General features: G+C 45.7%; 28 protein-coding genes and 1 riboswitch. Of the genes, 1 reads left to right on the forward strand and 27 read right to left on the reverse strand.

From position 1 onward, the window contains the following. Nucleotides 1–89 precede the first annotated feature (89 nt). The 20 genes from QVE09_RS10910 to QVE09_RS11005 all read right to left on the reverse strand — a co-directional run bounded on the left by QVE09_RS10910 (nucleotide 90) and on the right by QVE09_RS11005 (nucleotide 15,429). Nucleotides 90–1,268, reverse strand: coding sequence for a DUF4272 domain-containing protein (locus QVE09_RS10910; protein ID WP_315936824.1), 1,179 nt, complete (start codon nucleotides 1,266–1,268; stop codon nucleotides 90–92). Between the two features lie 23 nt (nucleotides 1,269–1,291). Continuing rightward, complete coding sequence (locus QVE09_RS10915) at nucleotides 1,292–2,512, reverse strand: RtcB family protein (protein ID WP_315936825.1); 1,221 nt, start codon at nucleotides 2,510–2,512, stop codon at nucleotides 1,292–1,294. A 177-nt stretch (nucleotides 2,513–2,689) separates the two neighbouring features. Beyond that, nucleotides 2,690–3,112, reverse strand: a complete 423-nt coding sequence (locus QVE09_RS10920) for a hypothetical protein (RefSeq protein WP_264930265.1) — start codon at nucleotides 3,110–3,112, stop codon at nucleotides 2,690–2,692. Between the two features lie 110 nt (nucleotides 3,113–3,222). After that, nucleotides 3,223–3,657: a GNAT family N-acetyltransferase gene (locus tag QVE09_RS10925; protein WP_017689726.1), complete on the reverse strand. Its 435-nt coding sequence runs from the start codon at nucleotides 3,655–3,657 to the stop codon at nucleotides 3,223–3,225. Between the two features lie 40 nt (nucleotides 3,658–3,697). Then, nucleotides 3,698–4,123 carry a GNAT family N-acetyltransferase gene (locus QVE09_RS10930; protein ID WP_315936826.1) on the reverse strand — a complete coding sequence of 142 codons (426 nt, stop codon included), beginning with the start codon at nucleotides 4,121–4,123 and terminating at the stop codon, nucleotides 3,698–3,700. A gap of 21 nt (nucleotides 4,124–4,144) precedes the next feature. Continuing rightward, on the reverse strand, nucleotides 4,145–4,627 hold the full coding sequence (locus QVE09_RS10935; protein ID WP_315936827.1) for a GNAT family N-acetyltransferase: 483 nt from the start codon (nucleotides 4,625–4,627) through the stop codon (nucleotides 4,145–4,147). Between the two features lie 224 nt (nucleotides 4,628–4,851). Beyond that, a complete protein-coding gene (locus QVE09_RS10940; RefSeq protein ID WP_315936828.1) occupies nucleotides 4,852–6,777 on the reverse strand; it encodes an FtsX-like permease family protein in 1,926 nt (641 codons plus the stop codon). Beyond that, on the reverse strand, nucleotides 6,774–7,529 hold the full coding sequence (locus QVE09_RS10945; protein WP_315936829.1) for an ABC transporter ATP-binding protein: 756 nt from the start codon (nucleotides 7,527–7,529) through the stop codon (nucleotides 6,774–6,776). The genes QVE09_RS10940 and QVE09_RS10945 overlap by 4 nt, the downstream gene beginning before the upstream one ends. 116 nt (nucleotides 7,530–7,645) lie before the next feature. Then, nucleotides 7,646–8,650 carry a sensor histidine kinase gene (locus QVE09_RS10950; protein ID WP_315936830.1) on the reverse strand — a complete coding sequence of 335 codons (1,005 nt, stop codon included), beginning with the start codon at nucleotides 8,648–8,650 and terminating at the stop codon, nucleotides 7,646–7,648. Beyond that, nucleotides 8,647–9,336, reverse strand: a complete 690-nt coding sequence (locus QVE09_RS10955) for a response regulator transcription factor (RefSeq protein WP_315936831.1) — start codon at nucleotides 9,334–9,336, stop codon at nucleotides 8,647–8,649. The genes QVE09_RS10950 and QVE09_RS10955 overlap by 4 nt, the downstream gene beginning before the upstream one ends. 185 nt (nucleotides 9,337–9,521) lie before the next feature. Next, on the reverse strand, nucleotides 9,522–10,292 hold the full coding sequence (locus tag QVE09_RS10960) for an SDR family NAD(P)-dependent oxidoreductase (RefSeq protein WP_315936832.1): 771 nt from the start codon (nucleotides 10,290–10,292) through the stop codon (nucleotides 9,522–9,524). A gap of 50 nt (nucleotides 10,293–10,342) precedes the next feature. Beyond that, on the reverse strand, nucleotides 10,343–11,062 hold the full coding sequence (locus QVE09_RS10965; protein ID WP_315936833.1) for a class I SAM-dependent methyltransferase: 720 nt from the start codon (nucleotides 11,060–11,062) through the stop codon (nucleotides 10,343–10,345). Nucleotides 11,063–11,284: 222 nt separating this feature from the next. Continuing rightward, nucleotides 11,285–11,668: a VOC family protein gene (locus QVE09_RS10970; RefSeq protein WP_315936834.1), complete on the reverse strand. Its 384-nt coding sequence runs from the start codon at nucleotides 11,666–11,668 to the stop codon at nucleotides 11,285–11,287. Between the two features lie 264 nt (nucleotides 11,669–11,932). After that, entirely contained in the window at nucleotides 11,933–12,406 is a 474-nt protein-coding gene (locus tag QVE09_RS10975; protein ID WP_315936835.1) for a GNAT family N-acetyltransferase, read from the reverse strand. Between the two features lie 11 nt (nucleotides 12,407–12,417). Then, nucleotides 12,418–12,828 (reverse strand): DJ-1/PfpI family protein, encoded by a 411-nt coding sequence (locus QVE09_RS10980; protein WP_315936895.1) that lies wholly within the window; start codon nucleotides 12,826–12,828, stop codon nucleotides 12,418–12,420. Next, nucleotides 12,821–13,021, reverse strand: coding sequence for a hypothetical protein (locus QVE09_RS10985; protein WP_315936836.1), 201 nt, complete (start codon nucleotides 13,019–13,021; stop codon nucleotides 12,821–12,823). Before QVE09_RS10985 ends, QVE09_RS10980 begins: the two co-directional genes overlap by 8 nt. A gap of 60 nt (nucleotides 13,022–13,081) precedes the next feature. Continuing rightward, nucleotides 13,082–13,163: riboswitch (ZMP/ZTP riboswitch) on the reverse strand. A 52-nt stretch (nucleotides 13,164–13,215) separates the two neighbouring features. After that, the gene (locus QVE09_RS10990; protein WP_315936837.1) at nucleotides 13,216–13,734 is read right to left on the reverse strand and encodes a GNAT family N-acetyltransferase; all 519 of its coding nucleotides are present in this window, start codon (nucleotides 13,732–13,734) and stop codon (nucleotides 13,216–13,218) included. 34 nt (nucleotides 13,735–13,768) lie between these two features. Then, nucleotides 13,769–14,293: a YfiT family bacillithiol transferase gene (locus QVE09_RS10995; RefSeq protein WP_315936838.1), complete on the reverse strand. Its 525-nt coding sequence runs from the start codon at nucleotides 14,291–14,293 to the stop codon at nucleotides 13,769–13,771. A 48-nt stretch (nucleotides 14,294–14,341) separates the two neighbouring features. Beyond that, complete coding sequence (locus tag QVE09_RS11000; RefSeq protein ID WP_315936896.1) at nucleotides 14,342–14,881, reverse strand: GNAT family N-acetyltransferase; 540 nt, start codon at nucleotides 14,879–14,881, stop codon at nucleotides 14,342–14,344. Then, a complete protein-coding gene (locus QVE09_RS11005) occupies nucleotides 14,881–15,429 on the reverse strand; it encodes a hypothetical protein (protein ID WP_315936839.1) in 549 nt (182 codons plus the stop codon). The genes QVE09_RS11000 and QVE09_RS11005 overlap by 1 nt, the downstream gene beginning before the upstream one ends. A 216-nt stretch (nucleotides 15,430–15,645) precedes the next feature. Here QVE09_RS11005 and QVE09_RS11010 point away from each other — a divergent pair, with 216 nt between their 5' ends. Continuing rightward, entirely contained in the window at nucleotides 15,646–16,419 is a 774-nt protein-coding gene (locus tag QVE09_RS11010; RefSeq protein WP_315936840.1) for a sporulation protein, read from the forward strand. 171 nt (nucleotides 16,420–16,590) lie between these two features. On the opposite strand, the gene QVE09_RS11015 is transcribed toward QVE09_RS11010, so the two are convergent. The 7 genes from QVE09_RS11015 to QVE09_RS11045 form a co-directional block, all read right to left on the reverse strand. Beyond that, complete coding sequence (locus tag QVE09_RS11015) at nucleotides 16,591–18,558, reverse strand: BglG family transcription antiterminator (protein WP_315936841.1); 1,968 nt, start codon at nucleotides 18,556–18,558, stop codon at nucleotides 16,591–16,593. 52 nt (nucleotides 18,559–18,610) lie between these two features. After that, a complete protein-coding gene (gene mngB, locus QVE09_RS11020) occupies nucleotides 18,611–21,289 on the reverse strand; it encodes a mannosylglycerate hydrolase (RefSeq protein WP_315936842.1) in 2,679 nt (892 codons plus the stop codon). Between the two features lie 27 nt (nucleotides 21,290–21,316). After that, complete coding sequence (locus tag QVE09_RS11025; RefSeq protein WP_036610325.1) at nucleotides 21,317–22,435, reverse strand: PTS fructose transporter subunit IIC; 1,119 nt, start codon at nucleotides 22,433–22,435, stop codon at nucleotides 21,317–21,319. Between the two features lie 29 nt (nucleotides 22,436–22,464). Next, nucleotides 22,465–22,782 carry a PTS fructose transporter subunit IIB gene (locus QVE09_RS11030; protein ID WP_017689749.1) on the reverse strand — a complete coding sequence of 106 codons (318 nt, stop codon included), beginning with the start codon at nucleotides 22,780–22,782 and terminating at the stop codon, nucleotides 22,465–22,467. Further along, nucleotides 22,782–23,237, reverse strand: a complete 456-nt coding sequence (locus tag QVE09_RS11035; RefSeq protein ID WP_076209284.1) for a PTS sugar transporter subunit IIA — start codon at nucleotides 23,235–23,237, stop codon at nucleotides 22,782–22,784. The genes QVE09_RS11030 and QVE09_RS11035 overlap by 1 nt, the downstream gene beginning before the upstream one ends. Nucleotides 23,238–23,464: 227 nt before the next feature. Beyond that, nucleotides 23,465–23,749 carry a hypothetical protein gene (locus QVE09_RS11040; protein WP_315936843.1) on the reverse strand — a complete coding sequence of 95 codons (285 nt, stop codon included), beginning with the start codon at nucleotides 23,747–23,749 and terminating at the stop codon, nucleotides 23,465–23,467. Between the two features lie 27 nt (nucleotides 23,750–23,776). Beyond that, nucleotides 23,777–24,346, reverse strand: coding sequence for a DMP19 family protein (locus QVE09_RS11045; protein WP_315936844.1), 570 nt, complete (start codon nucleotides 24,344–24,346; stop codon nucleotides 23,777–23,779). Nucleotides 24,347–24,425 lie beyond the last annotated feature (79 nt).

Below are 24,425 nucleotides of genomic sequence, written 5' to 3' on the forward strand. Positions count from 1 at the left end.
GTAATCGTGCGGCTATAGGGGTATTTGCATTGTTGTATGTTGCTTAATGTTTATTATTTATTGACAATAGTCCGTCACATCATCCCGTTCTACGTATCTGTACGCACATCATCCCACGCCTGATCCAGATAACAGATCAGCCAGTTCAATGCCCGGTGACGTTCATAAGCCACTCCACCATTCAGGTCAGCGGGAGGTGTTTTGTCATTCACCCGACTATCCACGCACACCCAGTTATAACGGTAGATCAGATCTGCTTCATCAAGAATCTCGCTTTTGTTACGCAGAGATGCATCGGAGAGAAAGTCGGTAAAACTATCCTTCTGTTGCAAATAACCGACATCCTTCCCTACGTTACACAACTCCGTTGGTGCACCCAGTTCCTTCACATAACCAAGCGCCCACAACATCACGTGGTACGCTTCATATCCCCAAGAGAAGGTGATGATCTCCTGCTGCTCTGCTCCGTGCTGGTCGATAAACCTCTTCTCTATAGGTGAGAAAAAGGATTCAGCCTCATACTTGTCGATCACTTCCTGAACCAGTGCTGCGGTATCCTCCGCACTTTCGCCGGCTCCCAGACACTCACCTTTAAGCGCGGCAAGACATAGGGCAACCGCACGGCGCGCGACTTCCTCTTTACTCCGAATCGTGGTGTGTTCGTCTCCGGCCCTTGCGGGCAAGTTCGCATTATACGAAATGCCTTGTTCAGTCAACCGTTGCTCTGAACGCGCTTTACGTTGAATGCCAGACTCCGACTGGGGTCTGTTACCGTCAAGGAAACTGGTGTGCGCTGTCATCGTGTAATCCTCTACCTCAGATTCTCCATTCACATCCAGCAATAGCTGGCCTTGTGCATTCAGCAGAGATCCACCTCCCCAGAAAATGACGGCATCCAGCGCATCAGCCAATCGCAATAACTCACCGAAGAATTCTTCCGAGATATCCTCTTCCGTCTCAATACCAATCACCATATTCAGTGTAGAACATTTGATCAATACCTTTTCCTGAAGCGAAGCATTGCGCCCCTCAATCTGACTCAAAAATCCAAGCATCCCCTGAATCATTGTCGTAAATTCCTCAGGATGTGTCTGGCTGGTCATGATATTAAAGCCTTTGGTTTTCTTACTGAACCATTTCTTCTGAGTCACTTGAATATGGGTCTTGTCTTCCCGGCGTTCAATCGTACCCTCTGGATAAATGGATTGAATCACTTCAAACAGCTGATCCAGGTCAAACTGAGAGCTATATATCGCACAATTCCTCATGAAGTTCACCCTCTTCTCTCTGACTAATCCTTATACGGATCGAATTCATTACCTCCGGCCATGGCGACACCAACAGGACGCAGCACATGGTTGATTTTCAGCGTATTCGCATGTGCGTTCAGCACGTCTTGTAGTTTCTTGTACACAAACGGACTTTCGTCTGTGCCCGCTCCCCGCAGCTCGACACCATAGGCACGAATCGCCTCATGCATCTGTGCTTCGCTAATCTCGCCACCCATGCGTGTGCGCAGCTTGTAATTCATTTTGCCAGCCGCCTGGGTTCGGCTCATCGTGCGCCCTGCCCCATGTACGGTGCTGCGGAATGAGTCGGTGTTCTCCTCGCTGTGGATCCCTTCCACAATTACCGAGATATCCCCCATACTGCCTCCGACAAAACCGAGTTGCCCGGGTGCAAGTGGCGTTGCACCTTTGCGGACCACAACTACCTCTTCACCCATGTGTTGTTCCTTCCAGGCAAAGTTGTGATGGTTATGTACGGCGTATTCAGCACTTGCCCCCAGAATACCGAGCACCTGTTCAATAACATAGTCGCGTCCTGCATAGGCGTATCGGCCCGCCAAAGTCATTCCATCCCAATACATATCACCCATTTCGCTGTTCAGGTCAAACAACGTAGGCGGTTGATCCATCGATTCGCCAGGCGCTTTGCCACTGAACTGACGTCCTGCAGCAAGGTTAAGGAATCCACTCGCCACTTTATGACCGAACCCGCGGCTGCCAAAATGATTCGCGATCCACACCTTTCCCGTTGCCTCTTCTACAAAAATATCCACGAAATGATTGCCACTGCCTACGGTTCCGAGTTGGTTGCGTGCAAGTGTCTTCAGCTTATGTTGTAATCCCGGTTCAATGGTATCAAACAGCTTCCAGCTCGCGTCGTCGAACAGTTCATGATCCACGGGTGTTGGATTGTTACGACCCACGCCGAAAGAAATGGTCGAATTGATATCATCCATAATCGTTACAATCTGATCCCTAATATCTTCCCACATCAGATTGGTGCGCACAGCCTTGTTGCCACAGGCAATATCATATCCGACACCTGACGGACTGATCATATTCCGATAAGCGACAACACCACCGATGGGTTGCGAGTAACCTTTGTGATGGTCGGCCATCAGAGCCACACCCAATACATCTCCATATTTCGAGCAAGTCACCGCCTGACTTACGGCGTTCTCCAGCGGCTCCCCCCAGACTTTAATGTTATCTACGATACGCATAATTGTGTTAACCTCCTATGTATTATTTTGAATATTTCATCTTAAATTTTGATCTGTTACTTTCATTAGTTTAACAAAGATCAGCGTAGCTCGAAACGTTTTCATCCTTCAGATCACCAATTATCTACACATAAAAAAAAGAGAGCTCGGCTCCCTTTTCTCACGGTCGGTAACTATTCACTTCTTACTAATCTTAAACTTGAACGCCCAAGTCGCTGTGTTACCAGAATATCGGCCTCTGTTCTCGGTCACCACCACGGAAAGTGTCTTGTTGGTTGATTTGGAGAACGAAGATAGTTTGACGTTGGTGCTTTTACTCCCGTAATCGGGAATTTTGTCCTGTTCTTCGGCGATGGCCTCTAGTTTCAACGTACCTGTGGACTTCAGATTTAAGGTGACCGATGAACCCTCTTCCAGATCTTTGCCGTTCACACTTGCTCCGATGGCCCACTCATTACCGACAGAGTTATTCTCGACAAGCTCTGCGCTCACCAGCGTCACGGTGACCTTAACCGTTTTGGCGGCAGCATAGGAGGTTGGGGAACATACGGCGAATACCAGGCTCAGAATCATGAAAACATTAGCCCATTTTTTGAACACGAGAGTGCCTCCCTCTTATTCGTTTCTTTTGTTAAGACTATGCCTTATTCGCCATGTTCCTTAAGTAATCCTTCCTCTTGTGTAAGAAATTTTCTCTTGAAGTGCGCGTGTTAAAAATGCTTCCGGTAACCCTGAACCTTCTCATCCTTGAAACCTAACTTCTCATAGAAAATATGCGCTTCCTTGCGCTGATCGCCAGACACCAGAATCATGTAACCACAACCCAAATCTTTTGCAATCCGCTCAATCTGAAGCATTAATCTCTGCCCAATGCCCTGCCTGCGCACCTGATCCGATACAATCACATTCTCCACAACCATGAACGGTTTGCATGGACCCACCAGATCCATACACTCAATCCCCATAACGGACCCAACCAGTTTGCCATTGTAAAATGCTCCAAGCACATGATAATGACCATTCTGCTGTATGTAATGAAACATCTTTTTCATCTGCTGCTCATTGGTAGGCATTCCCATTAACTCATTGTACAGCTGGCTTAGTGCCGGTAAATCTTCAAGTTCGATTCCTTTAATGGTAACCATGATAACCCTCCTGATTTTGTCCTATTTTGCGTACGTTGTCTTAAGTGAGGTCCTTTTTGAAATAATAATGACTGTGTCCAGTCGGTGCATTCTCGATCGTTGTGATCAATTGGTAGCCATGCTTCTCGTAAAATTCCGGTGCTTGATAGGAGAAGGTATTCAACTTGACAAAATCACAAGATTTCTCTCGTGCAATTCGCTCAACTTCAAACAACAACTGTGAACCATATCCCCGATGCCGTTGTTCCGAATCCACCCAAAGAATATCAACCTCCAGCCAGTTCCAGCAAAGTGTACTAAGCACACCTGCAACAATCTCACCGGTCTCATTTTTGATATTAAAATTCAGTTCTTCGTACCGATGCCTTAATTCCTCGCTCACATTGGTCGCATTGTATGCGACTAATTGCTGGCGAACATACTCTGAATCTTGCTCGGTACTTGGGGTTATATTTATTTCGGACATTCTCTTCTCCCCTTCTCGTCATTACTTCGTAGTAAATATCTGAATAGGGCCTTCCCAGTCAGGCTCTCTAACCTCTTGGTATTTATCATCGGTATAGCGCGCAATGACCTTACGCCAGAAAATCTGAGCAGGCTCATTTGTCTCCATCTCCGCTACTTTCCATGTTCCGGGAAAAAGATTGAACACATGAATGGCGGCTTGCGCGCCCACTCCCAGCTTTCTGTATTTTTTCATTACAAAAAATTCCGCCATTTGATATATCCTTGTTCCCTGTTCAGTTTCAATTTCACGAACCAGTGCAAATCCCACCAATTGTCCTTCTACCCGAAACAAAAAAGGATATCTTCCTGCTTCTGTCCAATAATGATCCAGATACACATACTCATATAACCCGTTTTCGTTAACATCTTCCGGGTCATATTCACTAAAATCATATTTGTACAATTCCATCAGATTCCGCAAAATTGATTTATGTTGGTACTCCGCTCGATGAATCAATAACATGGGATTATTTCCTTCTTTCCAGTTGATCAACATTTGACGCCGTTACTCGCACCAGCTTCCGTTTATTGCATATTTTAACATAAATTCATCCCATACAAAATAAAAAAAACGCACCTTCCATAGAGGAAGACACGTTGATGTAACTTGCATTAGTTCACATATGCTGTTTTAAAATACGTTACTCGTCCACTGTGCTATAATGTATAGTTCCTGTCCAACCAATTCTACAAAGCTTCCTTAATCACCCGTTTATAGTACCACACAGACAACAGACCAAAAATCGAATATAACAATGTATAGACTATCATGACAATGACCGTAGGTGTCGCCAGCTCCGTACCAAAGAAAAACCAACCTGATTTCACGGCAAAGTAACTATGGCTCAATCCCACGATGAGTGGAATACCGAAATTAAACAACTGCTTGATCTGAATGCCACGCAACAGATTGCCTTGCGTAAATCCGAGTTTGCGCAGAATGGTATAATTGCCCTTCTCCTCTTCACTCTCATTCATTTGTTTAAAGTACAGGATACATCCCGATGTGATTAAGAACGTCAACCCCAGGAAACCAACAATAAACATAATCAGTCCCATCGTCGTACGCTGGTTATTTCTGAACTCAATCTGGGAGAAGCTTGGTGCTTCCAACTCCAGCTCCTTATATACGGCATATGCCTCTTCAGCCTGCCCCTCGTTCACAATACGTACACCATAGTAGTCAGCCCACTCGGCTTTCTGCAGCTTGGGATCGATATCCTGCCTCAGTTGCTGATATAGCGTCTCATCTACCACCGCTACAGGCGTGCCCCCAGTATAGTACGCAGGAAGGACTCCACGTTTGGTTGTTCCGATCAGTTGTTGTGCCAGCGTATGTTTCAACCCATGCAAGACGATTGGACCTTTCTCCTGAATGGAAATTAACTGCTGAATGGCATTTCCATATCCCATGAAGACCACTTCGCCTGGTTGCAGATCAATGTTATCTACCATGTTGTCACTCACCACACTACTGAACAGGTACTGTTCCGTCATGGACTCATCCATTACTTCATGAGCATCAATTTCAATATAAATAGGCTCTCTATGATTCTCCTCATATGGAATCTGTTTGTTATTCAACTCCGCTACAAAGCGATTTTTCACATCCACCTGAGCAAAAGAGAAATCCTCCGGCAAGCTTTCCTTGGCCTGAGCCTCTGCCGAATAATACGAAATATAACTAAGTGACAGCATGCCAATAGCAAGTGCAGACACGGTTGTAATAATCGTGAGCAGCAATGCATTAGATTTCATGCGGAACATGATTGAAGATAACGATAACACCTCATGAATGGATAGGTATCCGTTTTTGCTTTTGCGAATCAGATTAAAGATAAAACTTACCGACCCCTTATAGAACAGGTATGTCCCCAGTATGACCGAGAACAGAATCAGGATCATCGTATACATCAACTGCTGCATATCCATTGCCTCACCGCTGAACAGCCGTGCAGACATGAAGTATCCATACACAATCAGTGTAATGCCCAAGACGCCAACAATCATCTGTCCGACAGACATCTTTTGCACCTGCTGCTCCGAAGTGGCCGACACCCGAAAGAGCGAGAGAATACTCTGCCTCTTGATAAAGATGTAATTCATCAGCATGATGAGTAGATACATCATTGTAAAAACAATCACCGTTTGCATCAGTGCCATCGGAGAGAAATACAATTTCGTAATCGCATCCACACCCAGAATTTTGAACAATATCATCAATACCAGCTTGGACGCAAGAAACCCAATCAACACTCCAATAGCCATGGAGCCAAAATAAAGGATACTGTTCTCCGCGCTCAAAATGCCAAAAATCCTGCCTTTCGTCAGTCCGATTAATTGAAATAATCCAATTTCTTTGCTGCGCCGCTTGATAAAGATCGTATTGGCATAGAGCAAAAAGATGCCGACAATGACAATTAACAGTACCGAAGATGCGCCTATAGCCGCCGCACCTTTCGTTGAAGCAGCCACCTCATCCATGGAAGGATCATACTGTAACGTCACAAAGGAAAAATACAATGCCACACTGAACACAAGCGCAAATACATAGAGATAATAATTCTTCAGATTTTTCCTGAGATTGCGGAAGATAATATAATTCAAGCTCATTGCTGTACACCACCCAATACGCCCTGGGTTTTGATAATATCGTTGAAGAACGATTGCCGTGACTCGTCTCCTTTATTCAACTGGGTGTAGATCTGACCATCTCGAATAAAGATTACTCTGCTGCAATAACTTGCGGCAACCGGATCATGGGTAACCATAATAATAGTCGCCTCTCGTGCGCTGTTCATATCACTTAACTTGCCGAGCAGATCCGAAGCGGACTTGGAATCCAATGCTCCTGTCGGTTCATCCGCAAAAATGATACTCGGATCGTGGACAAATGCCCGTGCTGCGGACGTTCGCTGTTTCTGCCCACCCGAAATCTCAGATGGATACTTGTCTTTCAATTCGTAGATTCCCAGTTCACGGGCAATCTGTTCAAACTTCCGGTGTGCCTCCTGTTTTGGAATGCTCGTAATCGAGAGCGGCAATAATACATTTTCCTTCACCGTAAGGGTATCCAGCAGATTATATTCCTGAAAAATAAAGCCCAGATGATGTTTGCGGAACTCAGCCAGCTGTTTCTCCTTCATTCCGGTGAATTCCTTGCCCTCAATATCAATCGTGCCCTGGCTCACCCGATCGATGGAGGAAAGCACATTAAGCAGCGTTGTTTTACCCGAACCCGAAGGCCCCATAATACCGACAAATTCTCCCTTGCTTACCCCAAGATCAATCCCCTTTAGCACTTCCTGTTTATTCAGTTTATTACCATAGACTTTATGAATTTTTTTGGCTTCCAGTATCCACATATCCCACTCACTCCTCTTAGATCTTCTGCAAAATGCTCATGTCTATATCATAGGCGGGATGTGCAGTGTTATCGTGTGATTCACCGAACAAAACCAAAAAGCATGTGACATTGTTGTCACATGCCTGCAAGATGCACCATGTCGTTTTTTCGCGGAAAAGTAAGTGTGACGATTGTGCCCTCGCCAAGAGAAGACTCTACATGAATGCTCATATGAAGGGTTTGGACCACCTGACGAACCAGATACAGCCCCATCCCGGTAGCCGCTCCATCCATTCTGCCTCGGGTAGACGTAAACCCTTTATCAAATATACGCGGCAGATCTTGAGTCTCAATCCCTCGCCCGTGATCCTGAATTATGAGTATGATGTGTCCATCCTGTTCCCGACTTTCAATGAGGATGTCCGATGAATCACTATATTTCACCGCATTACTCAACAATTGCCGGAGGATGAAACCTAACCATTTGCTGTCTGTGAGCACGCGCGATACCATTAAAGACACATCAAAGCCAATGCCTTTGGAAATGCACCACGATTTCAGCGCTCGTATCTCGCTATTCAATACCGGTTCAAGTTCCGTCTCTTCGATGAACAGATCATTATGCATGAACGGAATACGCTTCTGATGAAGCTGCTGATCCAGCAACTGATGGATTCGTAACCATTCATATGTCATTTGGCTCTGCAGCTTGTCATCCGGCAAGCGCTCGATCATCAGTTGCAACGCAGTCAGTGGGGTCTTTACCTCATGAATCCAGGACAACATCTCGTCCTTCTCCTGTTCCAGAGCGATAAAATGATGTGACGACTCCTTACGATACCGCTGTGTCTGGGAACTGACGGCCTCATGTACGATCTGCTCATATGGACTTTCGGCGATGTCGAGTTCTCCCAGATCATAGGTATGATCCCAGGTGCTCAATTTTTTATAGAAACGGGTCTCTTTCAGGTATCTCGCCCAGATAAAAACAACACATACTACCACATTCAGTCCTACGATATACATCACAGATTGGAATGGAATGGACGAGTCCAGGTAGGCCACCAATAAAATAATAAGTTGCATGCTTACCAGTAGCCATAACCAACTCGCCCTTTCTCGTATGTACTTGCCAATCATGATTCTGCCTCTTCCGTTGCCATGTAGCCCTGACCTACTTTGGTTTCAATGTAACGCTCCAAGCCGATGGGTTCAAGTTTCTTCCGTAACCGATTAACGTTAACCGTCAGCGTGTTGTCACTTACGAAATGCTCGTGATCCCACAAGCTCCGGATGAGGTCCTCACGGGTAACAATCTGATTTTTGTGCTCGACCAGCACTTTAAGGATGAACATCTCATTTTTGGTCAACAGAACAGATTCATCCCCGCAGGTCAGTGTATTTTTCACATATTCAATAGCCGCACCACGCCAGGTTCGGAGTTCAGTATGCTCTGTGTTATAGTTGTACACCCTCCGCAATGTCGCTTGAATCTTGGCAATCAATACATCGAAGTGAAACGGCTTCTGAATAAAATCGTCTGCCCCCAAATGCATGGACATGACCATATCCGCAGGATGATCCCGTGAGGATAAAAAGATAATCGGGACATTGGAGTGCGAACGAATGATCCGGCACCAATGGAACCCGTCATATTGAGGTAACTGAATATCAATAATGACCAGTTGCGGCTGAATTACGCTGTACTCCTGCAATACCTTGCCAAAGTCCTGCACACCATACACGTCATACGACCATTGGGACAAACGTTCCTTGATTTCACTGAATAACGATTCATCGTCTTCAATGAGCATAATTTTAAACAAGAGACTTCACCACGTTTCTGATCTTCTAAGGTTGAATAAGGTGATCAGACTCCGTTGTTGCAGGATCACCTTTACCGTTACGAATCGTATTTCCGATCGCTGATTCCAGTGTACAGGGAAGTTGGGCTTATATCAAAAGGTATCCATACTTCGTAAAGAAAACGATCCGAAATACGTATATCATATTAGCTCTCCATAGTGTGTATAACATGGCTTGCATCACTCTGTGCGTCCATCCTCTCGATCAACTGCATCGCTACGTCTCGTGGCGATCTTAATTGTCCTGCTTCATATACTTGATTGAACATACCTGCAAGAGCGAACTCCTCTGCACTTTTGCCTCGTGCAACAGCCTGTAACTCCGTATCGACCATCCCCGGATCAAAAGCAATAATCTCAACAGAGCTCTGTCGGCCCGTTTGCTCCAAAGATACGCATTGGGTGAACATGTTCATGCCTGCCTTCGATGTACAATACACTGCCATGGAAGGCGCGGGATAACTTGCCGAACCCGATGAGACATTGACAATTTTACGTCTGGCGGACAGGTGATTCGTTTGTTGGATAAAAGATGAACTCAATATCATTGGCGCTGCAAGACTGATGTTGAGACTCTGACTTATCTCTGCCGCACTGCATTGATCGATAGGTCTTAGAGGCTCCAGCATCGCTGCATTATTAATAAGTCCAATACAATCGGCTTCCTGAGACGGAATTTCGTCCAATAAACGTGTAACCAAATCATCAATCCCGGTAAGATCGGCTAGATCGTACTGAACATGGCTGTAACGCCCGCTCCATTCCTCGCTTGATTCCAACAGATCCGAACGCCCGCGTGAAATACCGTAAACGTAATCCCCCTTAGCCAATAATAACTTTGCAAGTTGTAAACCGATCCCTTTGGATGTGCCTGTAATGATAAAGTGCCTTCTTCCTGTTTCTGTTTCTGTTTCCATTTCGATACTCCCCCTCCTCTATTTTCAATCGATCATATCCCCATATAAGCTTACGAATCTTTCTTTCTCCACAACGTGGCCCACAGAAAAGGTACACCAAAACATGGTTCATGCTGCTCCATCGCCTTCATTGCACGGAACTCCACACATTCGAAGCCATCTTCCAGCATGTAGCGAAGCTTCTCCTCCGGGAACGCAAGACCACCGCGCATCGACTTCTCTTGATACACCTGCCAATCATTCATAACGATCTCCGGCCCACCAATATCGCCAAAACCAGGAGCAAAACAAGTCATTCCAAAGGTTCCTCCAGGCCGGAGTGCATTGTGGATCATCTCTATGTAGGGAATGCGCTGATGTGGTAACAGATGATGCAGACAACCCGAGTCGTAGACAAGATCATATTCTTGTTCTGGGGTCAGTTCGAACACGGAGCGACATTCAAAATGCACGTCCAGTTGCTCTTCTGCCGCCCTCTCTTTAGCCCAGGCAATGGCTGTCTCCGAAAGATCATAAGCATCTACCTGATAGCCTTGGCGGGTTAAATACAACGCATTTCTGCCCGGGCCGCTCCCCAGTTCCAGTGCCTTCCCGCCTGTCAGCACACCTGCGTTCACATGCGCTACCAGATTTTCATCCGGTTTGTTTGGGAAAAAGGGTATTGGTCTGTTCCGATCCTCATAGAAAGGTTCCCAAAACTGCTTGGCAGATCTGAAGTCCGCATCGAGCATATCATATAGATCCTGTACACTTTTAATCGTCTTTTCCACAACCACATTCCTCCTTAAATTCTCCATCCAAACCTTCATTTCCGACTGTTCATTCCTCATCATTTTCGTTAAATCAGCCACACTCTATTATAACATTTTTACCCAGTAGTTCTCTATTTTTCTTGCGTTTTTTCTACTCCAAAACATAAGCTTTTTCCCAACAAAAAAAACGACCGACATGAATGTCGATCGCTTACAATCGTAGCAGTTTTTAGTTGTAATTTACTTTGCCCGTTCCAAGACTGCAAAGTAATTTCCTTCATTATCAGCAAAGTTGAAGACACGTCCGGTGGGCATCTCGACAATCTCTCCAACCGTTACATGTTTACCAGACAAGTCGGCATATAACTGATCCAGATTTTCAGTGAAGAACATTAACGAAGGTGTGCCCAGATTTACACCCGCCGACATCCGTTCGACGAACTCTTTGTCATGGAGAATAATGCTCGTCTGCGAATTTGGGGTAGGCGCAATCTCAATCCATCTCATGCCCTCGTCAAGGTTTACTTCATCCACAATGTGGAATCCAGCGACTTCGGTCCAAAAAGCCAGTGACTCATCTTGATTATTGACATACAACATAACCTGGCCGACTTTGCTAAACATGGATCACTCACTCCTCTGATCATCTAATCTCTCAACATCCTGCTTATCATTCCTCAAATTCCAATAGAGTATAACATGCAGGACAGCTTTTTTTATCATCTTTCTTTGGAAGTACATGAAACTTTAACTGAAGTACATTTTTATGCTTCCACTGATTAAGCGCTGCTCTGATCGAAATTTCTTAAAAGACAGATGTATAGGTATACTACCCGTTCGGAGAATGAGCATTAGCCTTAGGTCATCAATGAGTTTCTTGAAGTTCCCTTATAGGATTTTAACAAGTGAAAGTCTATGAAACCCCGAGGTATAATAATTCATATCAACACCTTCTTTTTGAAAATTCATTCGTTCATAAAATACGAGCGCTGCTTCATTTTCTTCATGATCAAGTGTGTAAAGCATGACATCACCACTGCCGAATTCAGCTATTTTCATACATATTTTTGTAATTAGTGTACGGGCTACTCCCTGTCGAAGGTGTGATTTGCATGTAACAACACCAACGATTTCATACCGGTTAACAGTAGGCTGAAAGATGTAACCAGCATGACCTATGACAACATCTGCTTCGTCAACCATGACATAATAAGCACTGATACGTTCATCCGTCATTTTTAAAAATGAATCCCAGCGCGCAGGATACTGATCGCGTATAAACGAAGGAAATTGAAAATGATGATCCGTCATCATTTTCAGCACGGCTGGCTGATCAATCGCTTGAAAAAGGCGAATAGTCATCTTTTTACCCCCTACCCCTTAGTGTGCATGTAGACATCTTTTAAGTTACCAGATTCATAATACGGATACTCTAGTTTTTGCTGAACTTGAAGGACGATCTCCGTAGACGTTAACATTTCGACCAAGTATAGTCCCAGGTCAATGGAAGCCGTAACCCCCGCGCCAGTTACCGTATTACCATCACGCACTACACGCGCTGAAATTACTTCTGCACAATAAGGAGTCAATAAATCATAAGCAGATGAGTTCGTAGTAGCCCTTTTTCCATTCAGGAAACCTGCTGCCCCCAGCAGTAAAGCCCCGGTACAAATAGAAATTTTATAAGTGACGTTCTCTGCCGTTCGGACCCATCGCATAAAATCCTCATCAAATCGAAGCGTTCTAGTTGATAACCCACCAGGAAAAAATACTAGATCAAAAATCCCCTAGATGAGGCAATACTGCATCGGATTTCATTTTCAGCCCACGGTCATCTGAAATTTCCTCCTTATCTGCGCAGAATGTCCATGATACGTTTTCCTTTACTTTTAGAATCGCTAGCCAAGTCACAGCTTCATAAAATCCAGCTAAATCCATGCTTGTCATTCCATCAAATAAAACAAACGCCATTTTCATTGCCGCCACCAATCCTTTCGTTCCCTGAATAATAAATAAAGTGTTTGATCAAAAGATCAAACACTTTGCCCAGGCGTACGGCATATAATATATGTGCTTCCTCGTGGTTCACTCCACGTTTACGCCAGTCACACACAACAGATATTTAACAACTAGTATACATGACATCTTTCATCATTGTATATATTATGAAATTATTGCGTGGCTTTTAACTTCTTCGTAAGATAAAGTACAACATCGTCGTCCATAATCGTTTCTTCACCCGGCTGAATGTAATGATCATGTTTGTGTACACCGTGACCGTCTGGTATGTACCCGCGATGGGCATATAGAACTTGCGCTTTGCCATAATCGGAAAACACACCTACACCAATGCCTGCTACATCCGTTCGTTCCAGAATAACTTCCTCTGCTCGGTCCATCAACCGTGAACCAATACCTTGGCGCTGGTACTTCATCAGTACATTGAAATCGTTAATTTCGGGAATGCCTTGTTCCCTGAAAGACGGGTAGTTGGAATGCCACAATACATTCACGTATCCGGCAAATTCTCCATTCAACTCGGCTACCAAGGTTACGCGTTCCCCATTCTGTTGTTCAGCCAGGTAATGAAGATACTGTTCGGCAGATTTATGCCATCCCTGTGCTTGAAAAGCCTGCAAGATTACAAATGGATCATTCTCATTTAAGAACCGTATATGTATGTTCGTCATGATGCACTCCTTTCATAACAGATCTATTGGTTCTTTAAATTCCCAGTTTTTCTCTAAGCGATGTGATGTGAGCAACATGATGTTTGCCATGCCAAGCATACATGCCCAGATTATAATCCAGTCTTGTCGTTTCTTCCGATGAGGGATGATAAAATTGTTTGGCATAATCTGCATCTGTCAGCGCGTTTAACAGAAACACCCAACGACGATGGAGGGCATCCAGAATCTGAAGAGAGAATTCAACATCCAGGTCCCTTGAATCACTCAGTTCAGCCCAACGCTCTTCATAATAAGGTCGAATCGTAGGTGTATCCTCTGTCAGTGCCAACTTGAAACGAATCATACTGTTCATATGGCTGTCTGCCATGTGGTGAATGACCTGTTTGAGCATCCATCCACCTTCTCGGTACGGCAGACTTAATTGCTCTTCACTCAGTCCCTTTACCGCTTCTCGTGCGCGTTCAGGCAACTCAGCAATGTCCTGAATCCACTTCTCCCGCTGTGCCAAAGTAACTTCACCCGTGTGTACAAATGGTCCTATCGGATATCTTTCATCCATCCATTATTCCTCCTTGTTTCTATGATTCAAAATAACTTTTAGTATTATCTAAGGAGCATATTCCATGAGCCAGCAGTCTCTCATCTGTCCCTCATGCTGCTCATGTTTCTCCAACAGCTTAATCTTTTGGAAACCACATTTCTCGTAACAGGATATCGCTCTCAAGTTCCAGGATTGAGGGTCCATAACCACTTTACGGGCTTGTTTTTCATTAATTAGATAAGCCAGCATGGATTGCGTCAACTGTGTACCAATGCCTTTATTCCAGTAGTCTACCTCACCAATAAACTGATCCGTTCCATAGATGATCTCATCCGTGTATCCATAACCATACTCCGTTCGTTCTTCTTCCTCAAGCTCATAGAACTGAATGTATCCAATCGGATGTCCTCCATACTCAATGATACAACGGGTAGCATCATCATCATGATTGTAAAAATGTTCTCTTACCAGCTCCAGGTCATGCGGCTTATCACGCCCTTCATAGTATTGAAGAACTTCCGGGTCTGACAGCCACTTCACCAGATGTTGTTCATCTTCTGTTTCCAAGAAACGTACGGTGATTTCATTCGATTCATATACATTCATCATTCTGATTGCTCCTTATTGATCTCCAGATTCTCACCCGTAACCCAACTCAGATCCTTCCCTAACAAATGCTCGTTGTGAACATAATACACCATGGGATTCTCAAGCGGCTGAGTCGTTCCATCCAAGGATCTGAGCGTTAACCGCAACTTGTAGCTCCCTATCTCATCAGGTATCGCAAATCCCATCAGACTATCAGCTGATTTCATGGTTTTCCCCTGCCCCTTCAGATACTTTTCCAGAATGACTTGATCCAAATAGGAACTGCCTACAGACGAAGGCATGTACCACGCATCATCTTGTTCTTCAGTAAATGTGACCCCTTCCCATCCCGGGACAACGGGATACACCATATGCTGATCCTTGTCTTCTCTTTTACGCGTTATCTCTAACTCTATCTCAACTGCATCCGTATCAATCTGCCTGATTGTGCCTGCCATCACAACATCCTGTGCACTCACACTTGGAATTACATAGCTGTATATGAGCAGAGTCACCAAGAGAATTATCGCTATTCCCGTAATCCAAAATATTGTACTTTTACGCATCGGTCTGATCCTCCCGTCTGGTTAATCATACTTCTGGAGTAGCTCCTGACAAAAAATCCCTTTATTCTAACATTCGACATCAGCTAGGTGAATCTCCTGTTTAGATATGTGATATATCTTTACTAAAATTTGAAACGCATTTCTTCCAGCTTCCGTATTAAGGTCGAAGCCGTATGTATCCCATAAAATAAACCATCTGATCTGGAGGTTGAGCGCATGTCATTTTTCAAGAAAATGTTAGCCAGTGTAGGTGTTGGAGCAGCCAAAGTAAATACGGAATTGCATACACCAGAGGTCACACCTGGAGGAATCATTTCGGGGGTTGTGTACATTGAAGGTGGAGATGTGGAACAGAATGTAGATCGAATCTATCTTTCAATCAAAACCCATTACATACGGGAGCACGATGATCGCAAAGTAAAAGAAACAGCCGTTATATCCAAATATTTACTCACCGAAGGTTTCACATTACAGCCTGGGGCCAAATTGGAGAAAGACTTCTCATTTGACCTGCCAGAAAATCTGCCTATTACACTGCATCGTGCAGAAGTGTGGGTAGAAACGGGCCTCGACATCTCAAGCGCGGTGGACCCATCCGACCGGGATAGATTGCATGTTGTTCCTAGCAGAGACATGAACACCGTGCTCGATGCAATTGATATCCTTGGCTTCAAGCTGCGCGAAGTAACCAATGACTACGCACCAAAGCTGGGCGGCAATCTGCCATTTGTACAAGAATTTGAATTTGTACCAACAAACAAATTCCGTGGGCATCTGGATGAGTTGGAAGTGCTGTTCTATCCCATGGGCGATTCGCTCGAACTGCTATTACAGATCGACCGCCGCGCTCGTGGGCTCAGTGGAATATTCTCTGAAGCGATGGGCACGGATGAAAGTTTTGTCCGCCTGCATCTGTATGAACGACATCTGGCGCGGGGTGCGCACTCTGTCGCTCAAGGACTGGAAGAGGTTATTTCCAAACATATTTAATCTATAGTTTGTGTAAACGAAATAAACCGTCCTCTATCAGACAAAAAATCTGATGAAAGACGGTTTTTTCTTTTTATATAAGGGAATCAGAAAAATCTGGGGATAACAGCGATTGGAAAGTTGTTCTGTACTCGGAGTGTCCGTGTAATAATCCATAAGTGAATATATATATTAATACACTTCGGTACTTTTCAGACTCAACGTTTCACATACAAGTTGGGCAAAGGCATCGAAGCTGCCGCAGGATCGCAGGCTTTCCAGCTGCTCCTCCTGTCGGATCAACTCTACAAACAGATCATAGATTCCCATAGCCTGTTCGTAATCCTCTTTACATATGGATAACATAAATACAGCATGTACTTCATTGTCCTCATCCCACGGAATCGGCTTCTCGAGCAGACATACCGATACGGTCGTACGAGTTGAACTCAGCTCCATGGGGTGCGGAATCGCCATGCCTCTTCCAAGCGCCGTTGAAGCCATCTTTTCCCGCTCCTGCACAGCGGGCCAGAACTGCTCCGTCACAATTCCCTTCTCCAACAGTGCCCTGCTCATCTCAGCCATAAGTGTCATTTTATCAGGCTGATCGGACCGAAACATGAACAACGCTGGATCAAAGTAACGCAGCAGCGTCATTTCCTCCTGCTCATCACTGGTTCGCACCAGATGAGTGATCGTTGCCATGTCGCGTTCCGATGGAATCGCAGCAATGACAGCTGACGGCTTGCCTTTGGACTCACGTAACCGGATCGTGGAAATGACCAAATCTTCGGGCACACTCCCCATCTCCTCGTACTCCCGTAGCGAAACTACACGAGATACCTCCAGCTCGGCAAATAAAGAACGTAATCTGGATTCAAGAATACGGGCTGTGCCATATCCTGATCCACAGACCAGCAACACGGATTTCCGTTTGCGATGAGGAATCTGATATTTACGTTCCAATGCTGCACCAATGTGGAGAGCCAGGTAACCAATCTCGCTGTCATTGATTTCATGAGGTACGTATGTCTGTAGCTGTTTCACTGCACTGATCGTAATCTCATAGGCCAACGGATAATATTTACGTATATGTCCCAACAGTGGATTCCGCATGTTCATGCCGTGTTCCAAGCGCGTAATCATGGGCTTCAGATGGGCATAGAGATCATTCGGCAAGCGGTCATCATCCCGCAGATCATAGGTGTACCGATCATAGATATGACCCAGCATCTGCTGTACAGCAACATATAATGGGTCACTTCGTAGTCCATTCCAATCGGTAGCGGTCATTTTTTTACTAACAATATGAAGCAACAGATAATCTCGCTCTCCGACTGGACAGTGAATGGAAAATAACGACTCCAGATCCTGAATAATCTGCTGCGCAAGTTGCTGATCCTGAACATTCGCCTCCACTTTCTCGAATTGCTCCAGTTCATGCCCCTGTTTAATACGCAATACCATAACAGCAAGATGCGTAATCAGATCTTTCAGGGCCACATCTGCAATACGAACATTCTGTTTGCCTACATGGCGAATGACGATCTCGCGGATGTGTGCGGGTTCGATTGGATACAGCAAACGTTCCTGTGCAGCAGTCATGCCTTCCGGTCCCAGTTCTTCATCTCGCGCATCGGCGTACTCGGCAAGACAATAACGGAACCTTTGCTCGTCTCCGACGACCTTCACACCATGTCCTGGCTTGATCTGAAGCTGAAGCTGGTAGTTCTCCAGAATCTGACGAATGATTTTCAGATCATTGTTCATCGTTGCACGGCTTATATACAGCTGATCAGCGAGGTCTTCCATCTTGATATGCCCCGGTTCACCAAGCAGCTTGAACAATTCATAACGGATACGCTCATCAGGCGATCCAGGTACGGGCGCACCTTTTTGCCGATCATCCTTCCGTTTCTCCAACAGCTCATCATACCGCTTTGCATCATGCACACGAATGGAATATCCCCGCCCACGTTTGGATTCCAGGCTCCCGCCATGCCCCGCTAGGATATGATCCAACTTTTTCAGATCATCCCGAATGGTACGCACCGTAACTTCCAGCTTGTCTGCAAGTGCTTGGCTCGTCCAAGACTGTTCCTGTCCTTCACCATGAATGAGGTGGAACAGCTTTTTCAACCGTTTAGTTGGAAAAATCATACCGATATCCGACCTCCCTTCTGATCAGGATTGTGTATAACTAAAGCTCACTTTATATCGATACAAGTACAGTCATCAATTTACAATGAGCAAGTTCCGGCAAACGAACGACCTCTTCTCCATCGGTTAACCTCTGTTGAGGTTCCAGTGGTTGTTCCGCAAGGGATACACGCTCTGCATGTACAGCCTGATTGAAGTGCATGTTCACGTTAGCAGACTGTGACAAATACGGATTGAAGACACGTACAATGTATCCTTCACTCTGCTCTGCTTTCTTGAAGCTGCTTAACACCACGTTGGAATCGTCGCTGAACGACATCAGGCTGTAGTCGGGTTCCAGCACACGTTCCTCATCACGGAAAGCAAAGATCAGTCGTCCGTTCAAAAAGTCGCACAGCTGATAACTGCTGATCGGTGTTAAATATTCACGCGCAGCACGGGCTACATTCGCTTCGTTGAATCCAGAAGTCTGGATATGCAGACCAAAGGTAAAGGACAATTCCCCAAGTAATTGTGCGTCTGGTGTTGCTACAATTTTCTCGCCGGAGGCCCGTCCAGGACGATACAATAGATTTTCCTTACCCATGAAACCGAATGTGCGGAACAAGGTGAGGGCAATGGTATTCATTTGCTCGCCAACAATCTCATACTCACGTACACCCTCCGTCATCACAGCCATACCATGCGAACCATTGTTCAACCCGGCATAACTCTGCATCGCTTCAATGGTGATCGGTTTCTCCTGCCATTGTTCGCGCTCCCATACCTCCACTTCTGGCAATGAGGTTGGACGAGCTATTACACCAAACGGTTGGTCTGCAATGGATAGGGCGGAAGCAATTCCTGTATCAAAAAGGACACGCAGACGGTGGCTGAACACCTCATTCTGTACCTGAACCTGGAAGCGGATCAGCTTCTCTCCTTTGCGAAGAGATATCTGCACCTGCATTGGCAGTGCACCCGACGTGATGCCTGCGGCGCGCTCTTCCAGATCGTAGGGAACATCTAGCGTGAAACGCAGGGATAATGTCTGGGATACAGACGTTTGGGTGGTCGTTGCACTCATCTGGCTACCTGCCGAAGAAACAATCAGATCCCGCTCAGGTGGAGAATAATTGTAGGAATCTCCGTCATCCCCGTTATCTTCGAAGACCATTTGATCTGCATACACTTGGCCTGACCGCTTGTCTGTAATTTGCAAGGTGCCGTTTTCTAGTAGCTCAATGGTGAAATGTTCATTTTCAATCGTGTCTCCGTTACGTCGCTCAATGACAGGTGCAGCGCCCTGGCTGAAATCAAAGACAATCTGGGTGTAGCCCATTGCCGGGACCTCTTGCAGTTCCACCAGCAATTTGGCGCGATATACCCGTTCCGGCAGATGTACTTTGCGGCTTGGATTGAGATCGATGTGCTGTCCAAGCACATAATCGGTCTGGTCTACTTTTTCCACAATGGTGTAGGCCAGCTCGCGCCCCTTCGTATCCCGAATCACAAAGGATTCTTCCGGAATATAAGCTTCAATCTCAGTAACCCCGCCTCGCACATACGGTAGCGTGTTGAACAGGGTGAATGCAAATGTCTCCTCCTGCTGTATCGTTGAAGCAATCATCCGCATATGCAGATCGAGCAGATTCAGTGCGATATCATGTGCCTGTTTGTAACGGAACGCAACGTCCTGATTCGTTGTATCACTGTTACAGCCACCGATGCTGTCATGTGCCGCATTCTCAAACAACAGCTTCCAGATGTCCTCAACAATGCGATGCGGGTAATCATGCCCGAGAGAATGGCTAATCGCAAGTACAGGTTCTAACGTGTTAGCAATCAGATTCTCAATTCGATTATTCTGTTGCTTGAGATCTGCACGGGTGGAAAAAATGGACTTGTGAATCCGCATGTGCTTGGCTTCCATTAATTCACCACGAAGTACAGGCAGATCCTGACTATCCGCTTCGATCTCCGTCAGAAAACGTTCCGGTTCATTCAACACATATTCGCGTTCTGCATCCAGCGCATTGAAGCGTTCAATCAACTCCGGCAGGTTCAACCGGACAGGAGCCTGATCAAACCCATTAGGGAAATAGATATGTTTGGTGGAGGCTTTGCGTTCCAACGCACCAATCTGTTTCTCCAGATAAGGGATCAGATCTTCCTCATTTTCCGGAATGTTACCGCCGTAGTAATACCCGAATGGCATCTGTACAGCAAATACACGACTGCCGTCCGATCCTTCCCACGTAAACTCGGTATGTGGATTAGTATTATCCGAGACACCACGCCAGAACAGGAAACGTTCAATGCCAAACTCGCGATAGATCTGCGGCATCTGTGCCGATTGTCCAAATGCATCCGGGACATAGCCGACCTTCATCGCATGTCCGTACTTTTCTGCTGTTTTCATACCATAATACAGGTTTCGGACCATCGATTCACTGGAAATCACCAATTGATCCGTCTGTGTATACCAGGGTCCAGTCATCAGTCGTTTGGCTGTAACCAGTTGGCGGATCCGTTCCTCATCTTCGGGACACCAGCGGATGTAATCATCCAGCAACGAGCCCTGTGCATCCAGCAGGTAATAATGAAAACCATCGATATTCTCCAGTGCGTTCAATACTTCCTTGACGTGTTTGACGAGATATACTTTGGAACGGGAGGTCGTAAAATACCATTCCCGATCCCAGTGTGTATGTGGAATCACATGTACTTTGGTACGATTGCTCTCACTCATATCTCTATATCCCTCCAGATGCTTTTTTTAGTCAAAAACGAGTTCGATTTCTTCCCCGTTTTTCTTCACCGAAGCTTCCTGAGTCTTGGCAGGTTGTTTCTCTTCTTCATCGCGGAAGTTCACCAGCATGGTGCCTCCCGCCACGATCAGTGCGCCGACGATGCCTCCGGCAAGGTAGGCGATTGGGGTACCTACTGACACAGCTCCATATAAGCCGCCAATTGGTGGCATGATGATATGTGCTCCCAGCAATGCAGTCAGGGCAGCACCCGTTGCACAGGCAAACATGTTGACCAGAATCATTTTGGCAGGATTACGCAGTGTAAACGGAATTGCACCTTCCGTGATACCGATCACACCCATAATCACTGCACCTTTGCCCGCTTCCTGATAGGTTTTGGAAAAACGTTTCTTCATCAGCAATGTCGCCAAACCATAACCAAGTGGTGGAATACAGATGGCAATATTGATAAAAATATTCGGCAGATAGACACCGGACAGGAACAGGGCATTGCCTGCCATCCATGCCGCTTTGTTGACAGGTCCGCCGAGATCAAATCCGATCATCGCTCCCAGAATAATCGCAAGCACAACGGTATTGGTTCCGCTCTGGCTCATGTTTTGAACCCAAGCAATGAGATACTCATTCAGTGCGCCCAGCGGGCCACCCAGAATGACCGCCATCAGAAATCCGGTTAAACCAACGGTAATCAGCGGTAAAATGATTAACGGTACCGAGCCAGCGGCCGGACCTGTAATTTTAACTTTGTTTTTGACCCACAAGGTGATGTATCCGGCAAAGAAGCCTGAGATCAACGCGCCCAAAAAACCGGCGTTGGTCTGCTGTGCCAGCACCCCGCCGATCAGACCTGCGGCCAGCGCAGGTTTGTCGGCAATGGAGTACGCAATGTAACCAGACAGAACAATCGTCAATAATCCGATGCCGCTCCATCCTACATTTTGCACGAGGTATAAAATATGCAAGAATCCGCTTCCATCTTTGTACGGATCAAGATCAGTAATGCCCATTGATAATGCGATAATTTTGCAGATGGCAACGACCAGGGAACCCGCGATAATGACCGGCAGCAGATAGGAGATACCTGTCATTAGATGTGTTTTTGCTTCACCAAACCATTTTCTCATCGTACTCTCTCCTCATGTGGAAGGTGGGGTTAAGCTTGTGCGTTCACAGCCTCGACAGCTTTGGTTAATACCGCTTCTGCCTGACTTACGGCATGACCGATTTTGACACGCACAACTTTTTTGTCGCCAAACCGATCCATGTCCTTCACCGTTTGATCCGCTGCAATTAGGACAAAATTCGCTGCAGCAATATCCTCTTCCGTCAGCTTATTGACTTGTCCCATAGCTCCCTGCTGTTCCACTTTGATCTCATATCCCAGTTGCTGAGCTGCTTTCTCCAATGCTTTGGCCGCCATCGGAGTATGAGCGAGCCCTGCAATACATGACGTTACACCTACGATTTTCATTATGACACCAGTCCTTCCGTATATTGATGAAGCAACGTATATACATCTTCCGGCTGCACAGCTTCTGCGATGGCTTCTTTGAATGAATCTTCTAGCAATAAGGTGGCAAGTGAAGAGATGATTTGCAGATGGGATACGTCTACATGACCTTTAGGCACAAGGATGGCAAAAATATATTTTACCGGCTTGCCGTCATGAGATTCCCAATCAATGGGCTCCCGTAATCGAATGACCATCACTGCCGGACGTGTTACAACTTCACTCTGGGTATGGGGAATCGCAAAGTGATCCTGAAGTCCGGTGGAGTAGACACGTTCGCGTTCCCACAGATCAGCCGCAAGTTGTGCACGGTTTGTAGTGATGCTGTAACGCTCTGCCTCCGCAGATATAAAATCAAATACATCCTCTTTACTATGCAATGTCTGATCGAGATAAATCTGATTGGTTGTAATCATGATCTCTGTCTCTCCTCCTCTCTCTATCCAAAACGATAAGCGCTTACAAGATCATTGTAACGGATTCTTCCTTGACCTTGGATCTAGAAAATTTCCCCTTCGAAGCGGAAAAACATTAGCCATAGCAAAAACCCTGAGTCTAATAGACTCAGGGCCGTTGTCATTGAGTTTTAATTCATGTGCTGCAAAGGCAACGTAAGGAACATGTATCCTACTTGGACAATACTTCAGGAACGCTGTGTCCAGCGCTGCATTCCTGATCGAAGACCATAATATGCTGCGGCGAGCAAAACGAATCCGGCAACAGCCATGATCATGGATGTTATATCCCACCGAACCATAGTTCCAAAAGCAACCTTGGATTGCAATGGGGTACCAGAAGAAGCGGTGTTCATCAGATCAGGTACGTAATTCATAGTCATGATCATGCCTTGAATGACATTCCAAGCTGCAAAACCGATGATGAATAACAGGGTAACCAGAACGGATTCCGTCGCTAATCGTTTGTTCATGTTTGTCATTTTTCCTCCTCTTTCCATTTAATTAGACAAGAAGTGCTGCATCTCCTTTTTCAGAAGATCTTTGTTCGCATCTACATACTGATACAGCAAGTCGAAGCTTTCCTCGTTATCAGCTTGCATGCTTAAATTCCCAGCTTCCAATTCGATCTCCTGTAATACCTCATGAATCTGTTCCCCATGTGTTTGCAGGCTTGTTGTGATGTCGTCTTCGGACAGGCCATTCACATTATCTCGTAATTGACGGTGCGTTACACCGCTTTCGGACAACATCTGTTCTATTTTCTTCAGGATCACAGCATCTGCCTCATTGCCGATCCGCTCCATAGCTGTTATCGTCTCACCCAGATACTGCCCGCTGGCATTCTCAAGGAAACCGGTCATCCCGTTCATGGACAGCTCGGTATCCAGATCCATGATTAGAATGATATCTCGCAATACTTGCGGAAGTTCCGGCCCACTCTCTCGAATCGTCGCAAATTCAGCCCGATAAAGGTCCATGGCAACACTCCCCACCACTTCTTCACCTGACATCTCTTCAAGCTGATCGAGTGGTAACAACTCCTGCAGTTCTTCTTGTAACTTGTTCATCTTTCTCTGCCTCCTGTATCTCTCTGGCTATATATACGCCGACACGTTATTACATCATATCAGAATACGCTATATAAGT

The organism is Paenibacillus sp. ClWae2A (assembly GCF_032452295.1).
In the GTDB taxonomy this organism is placed as follows: Bacteria; Bacillota; Bacilli; order Paenibacillales; family Paenibacillaceae; genus Paenibacillus.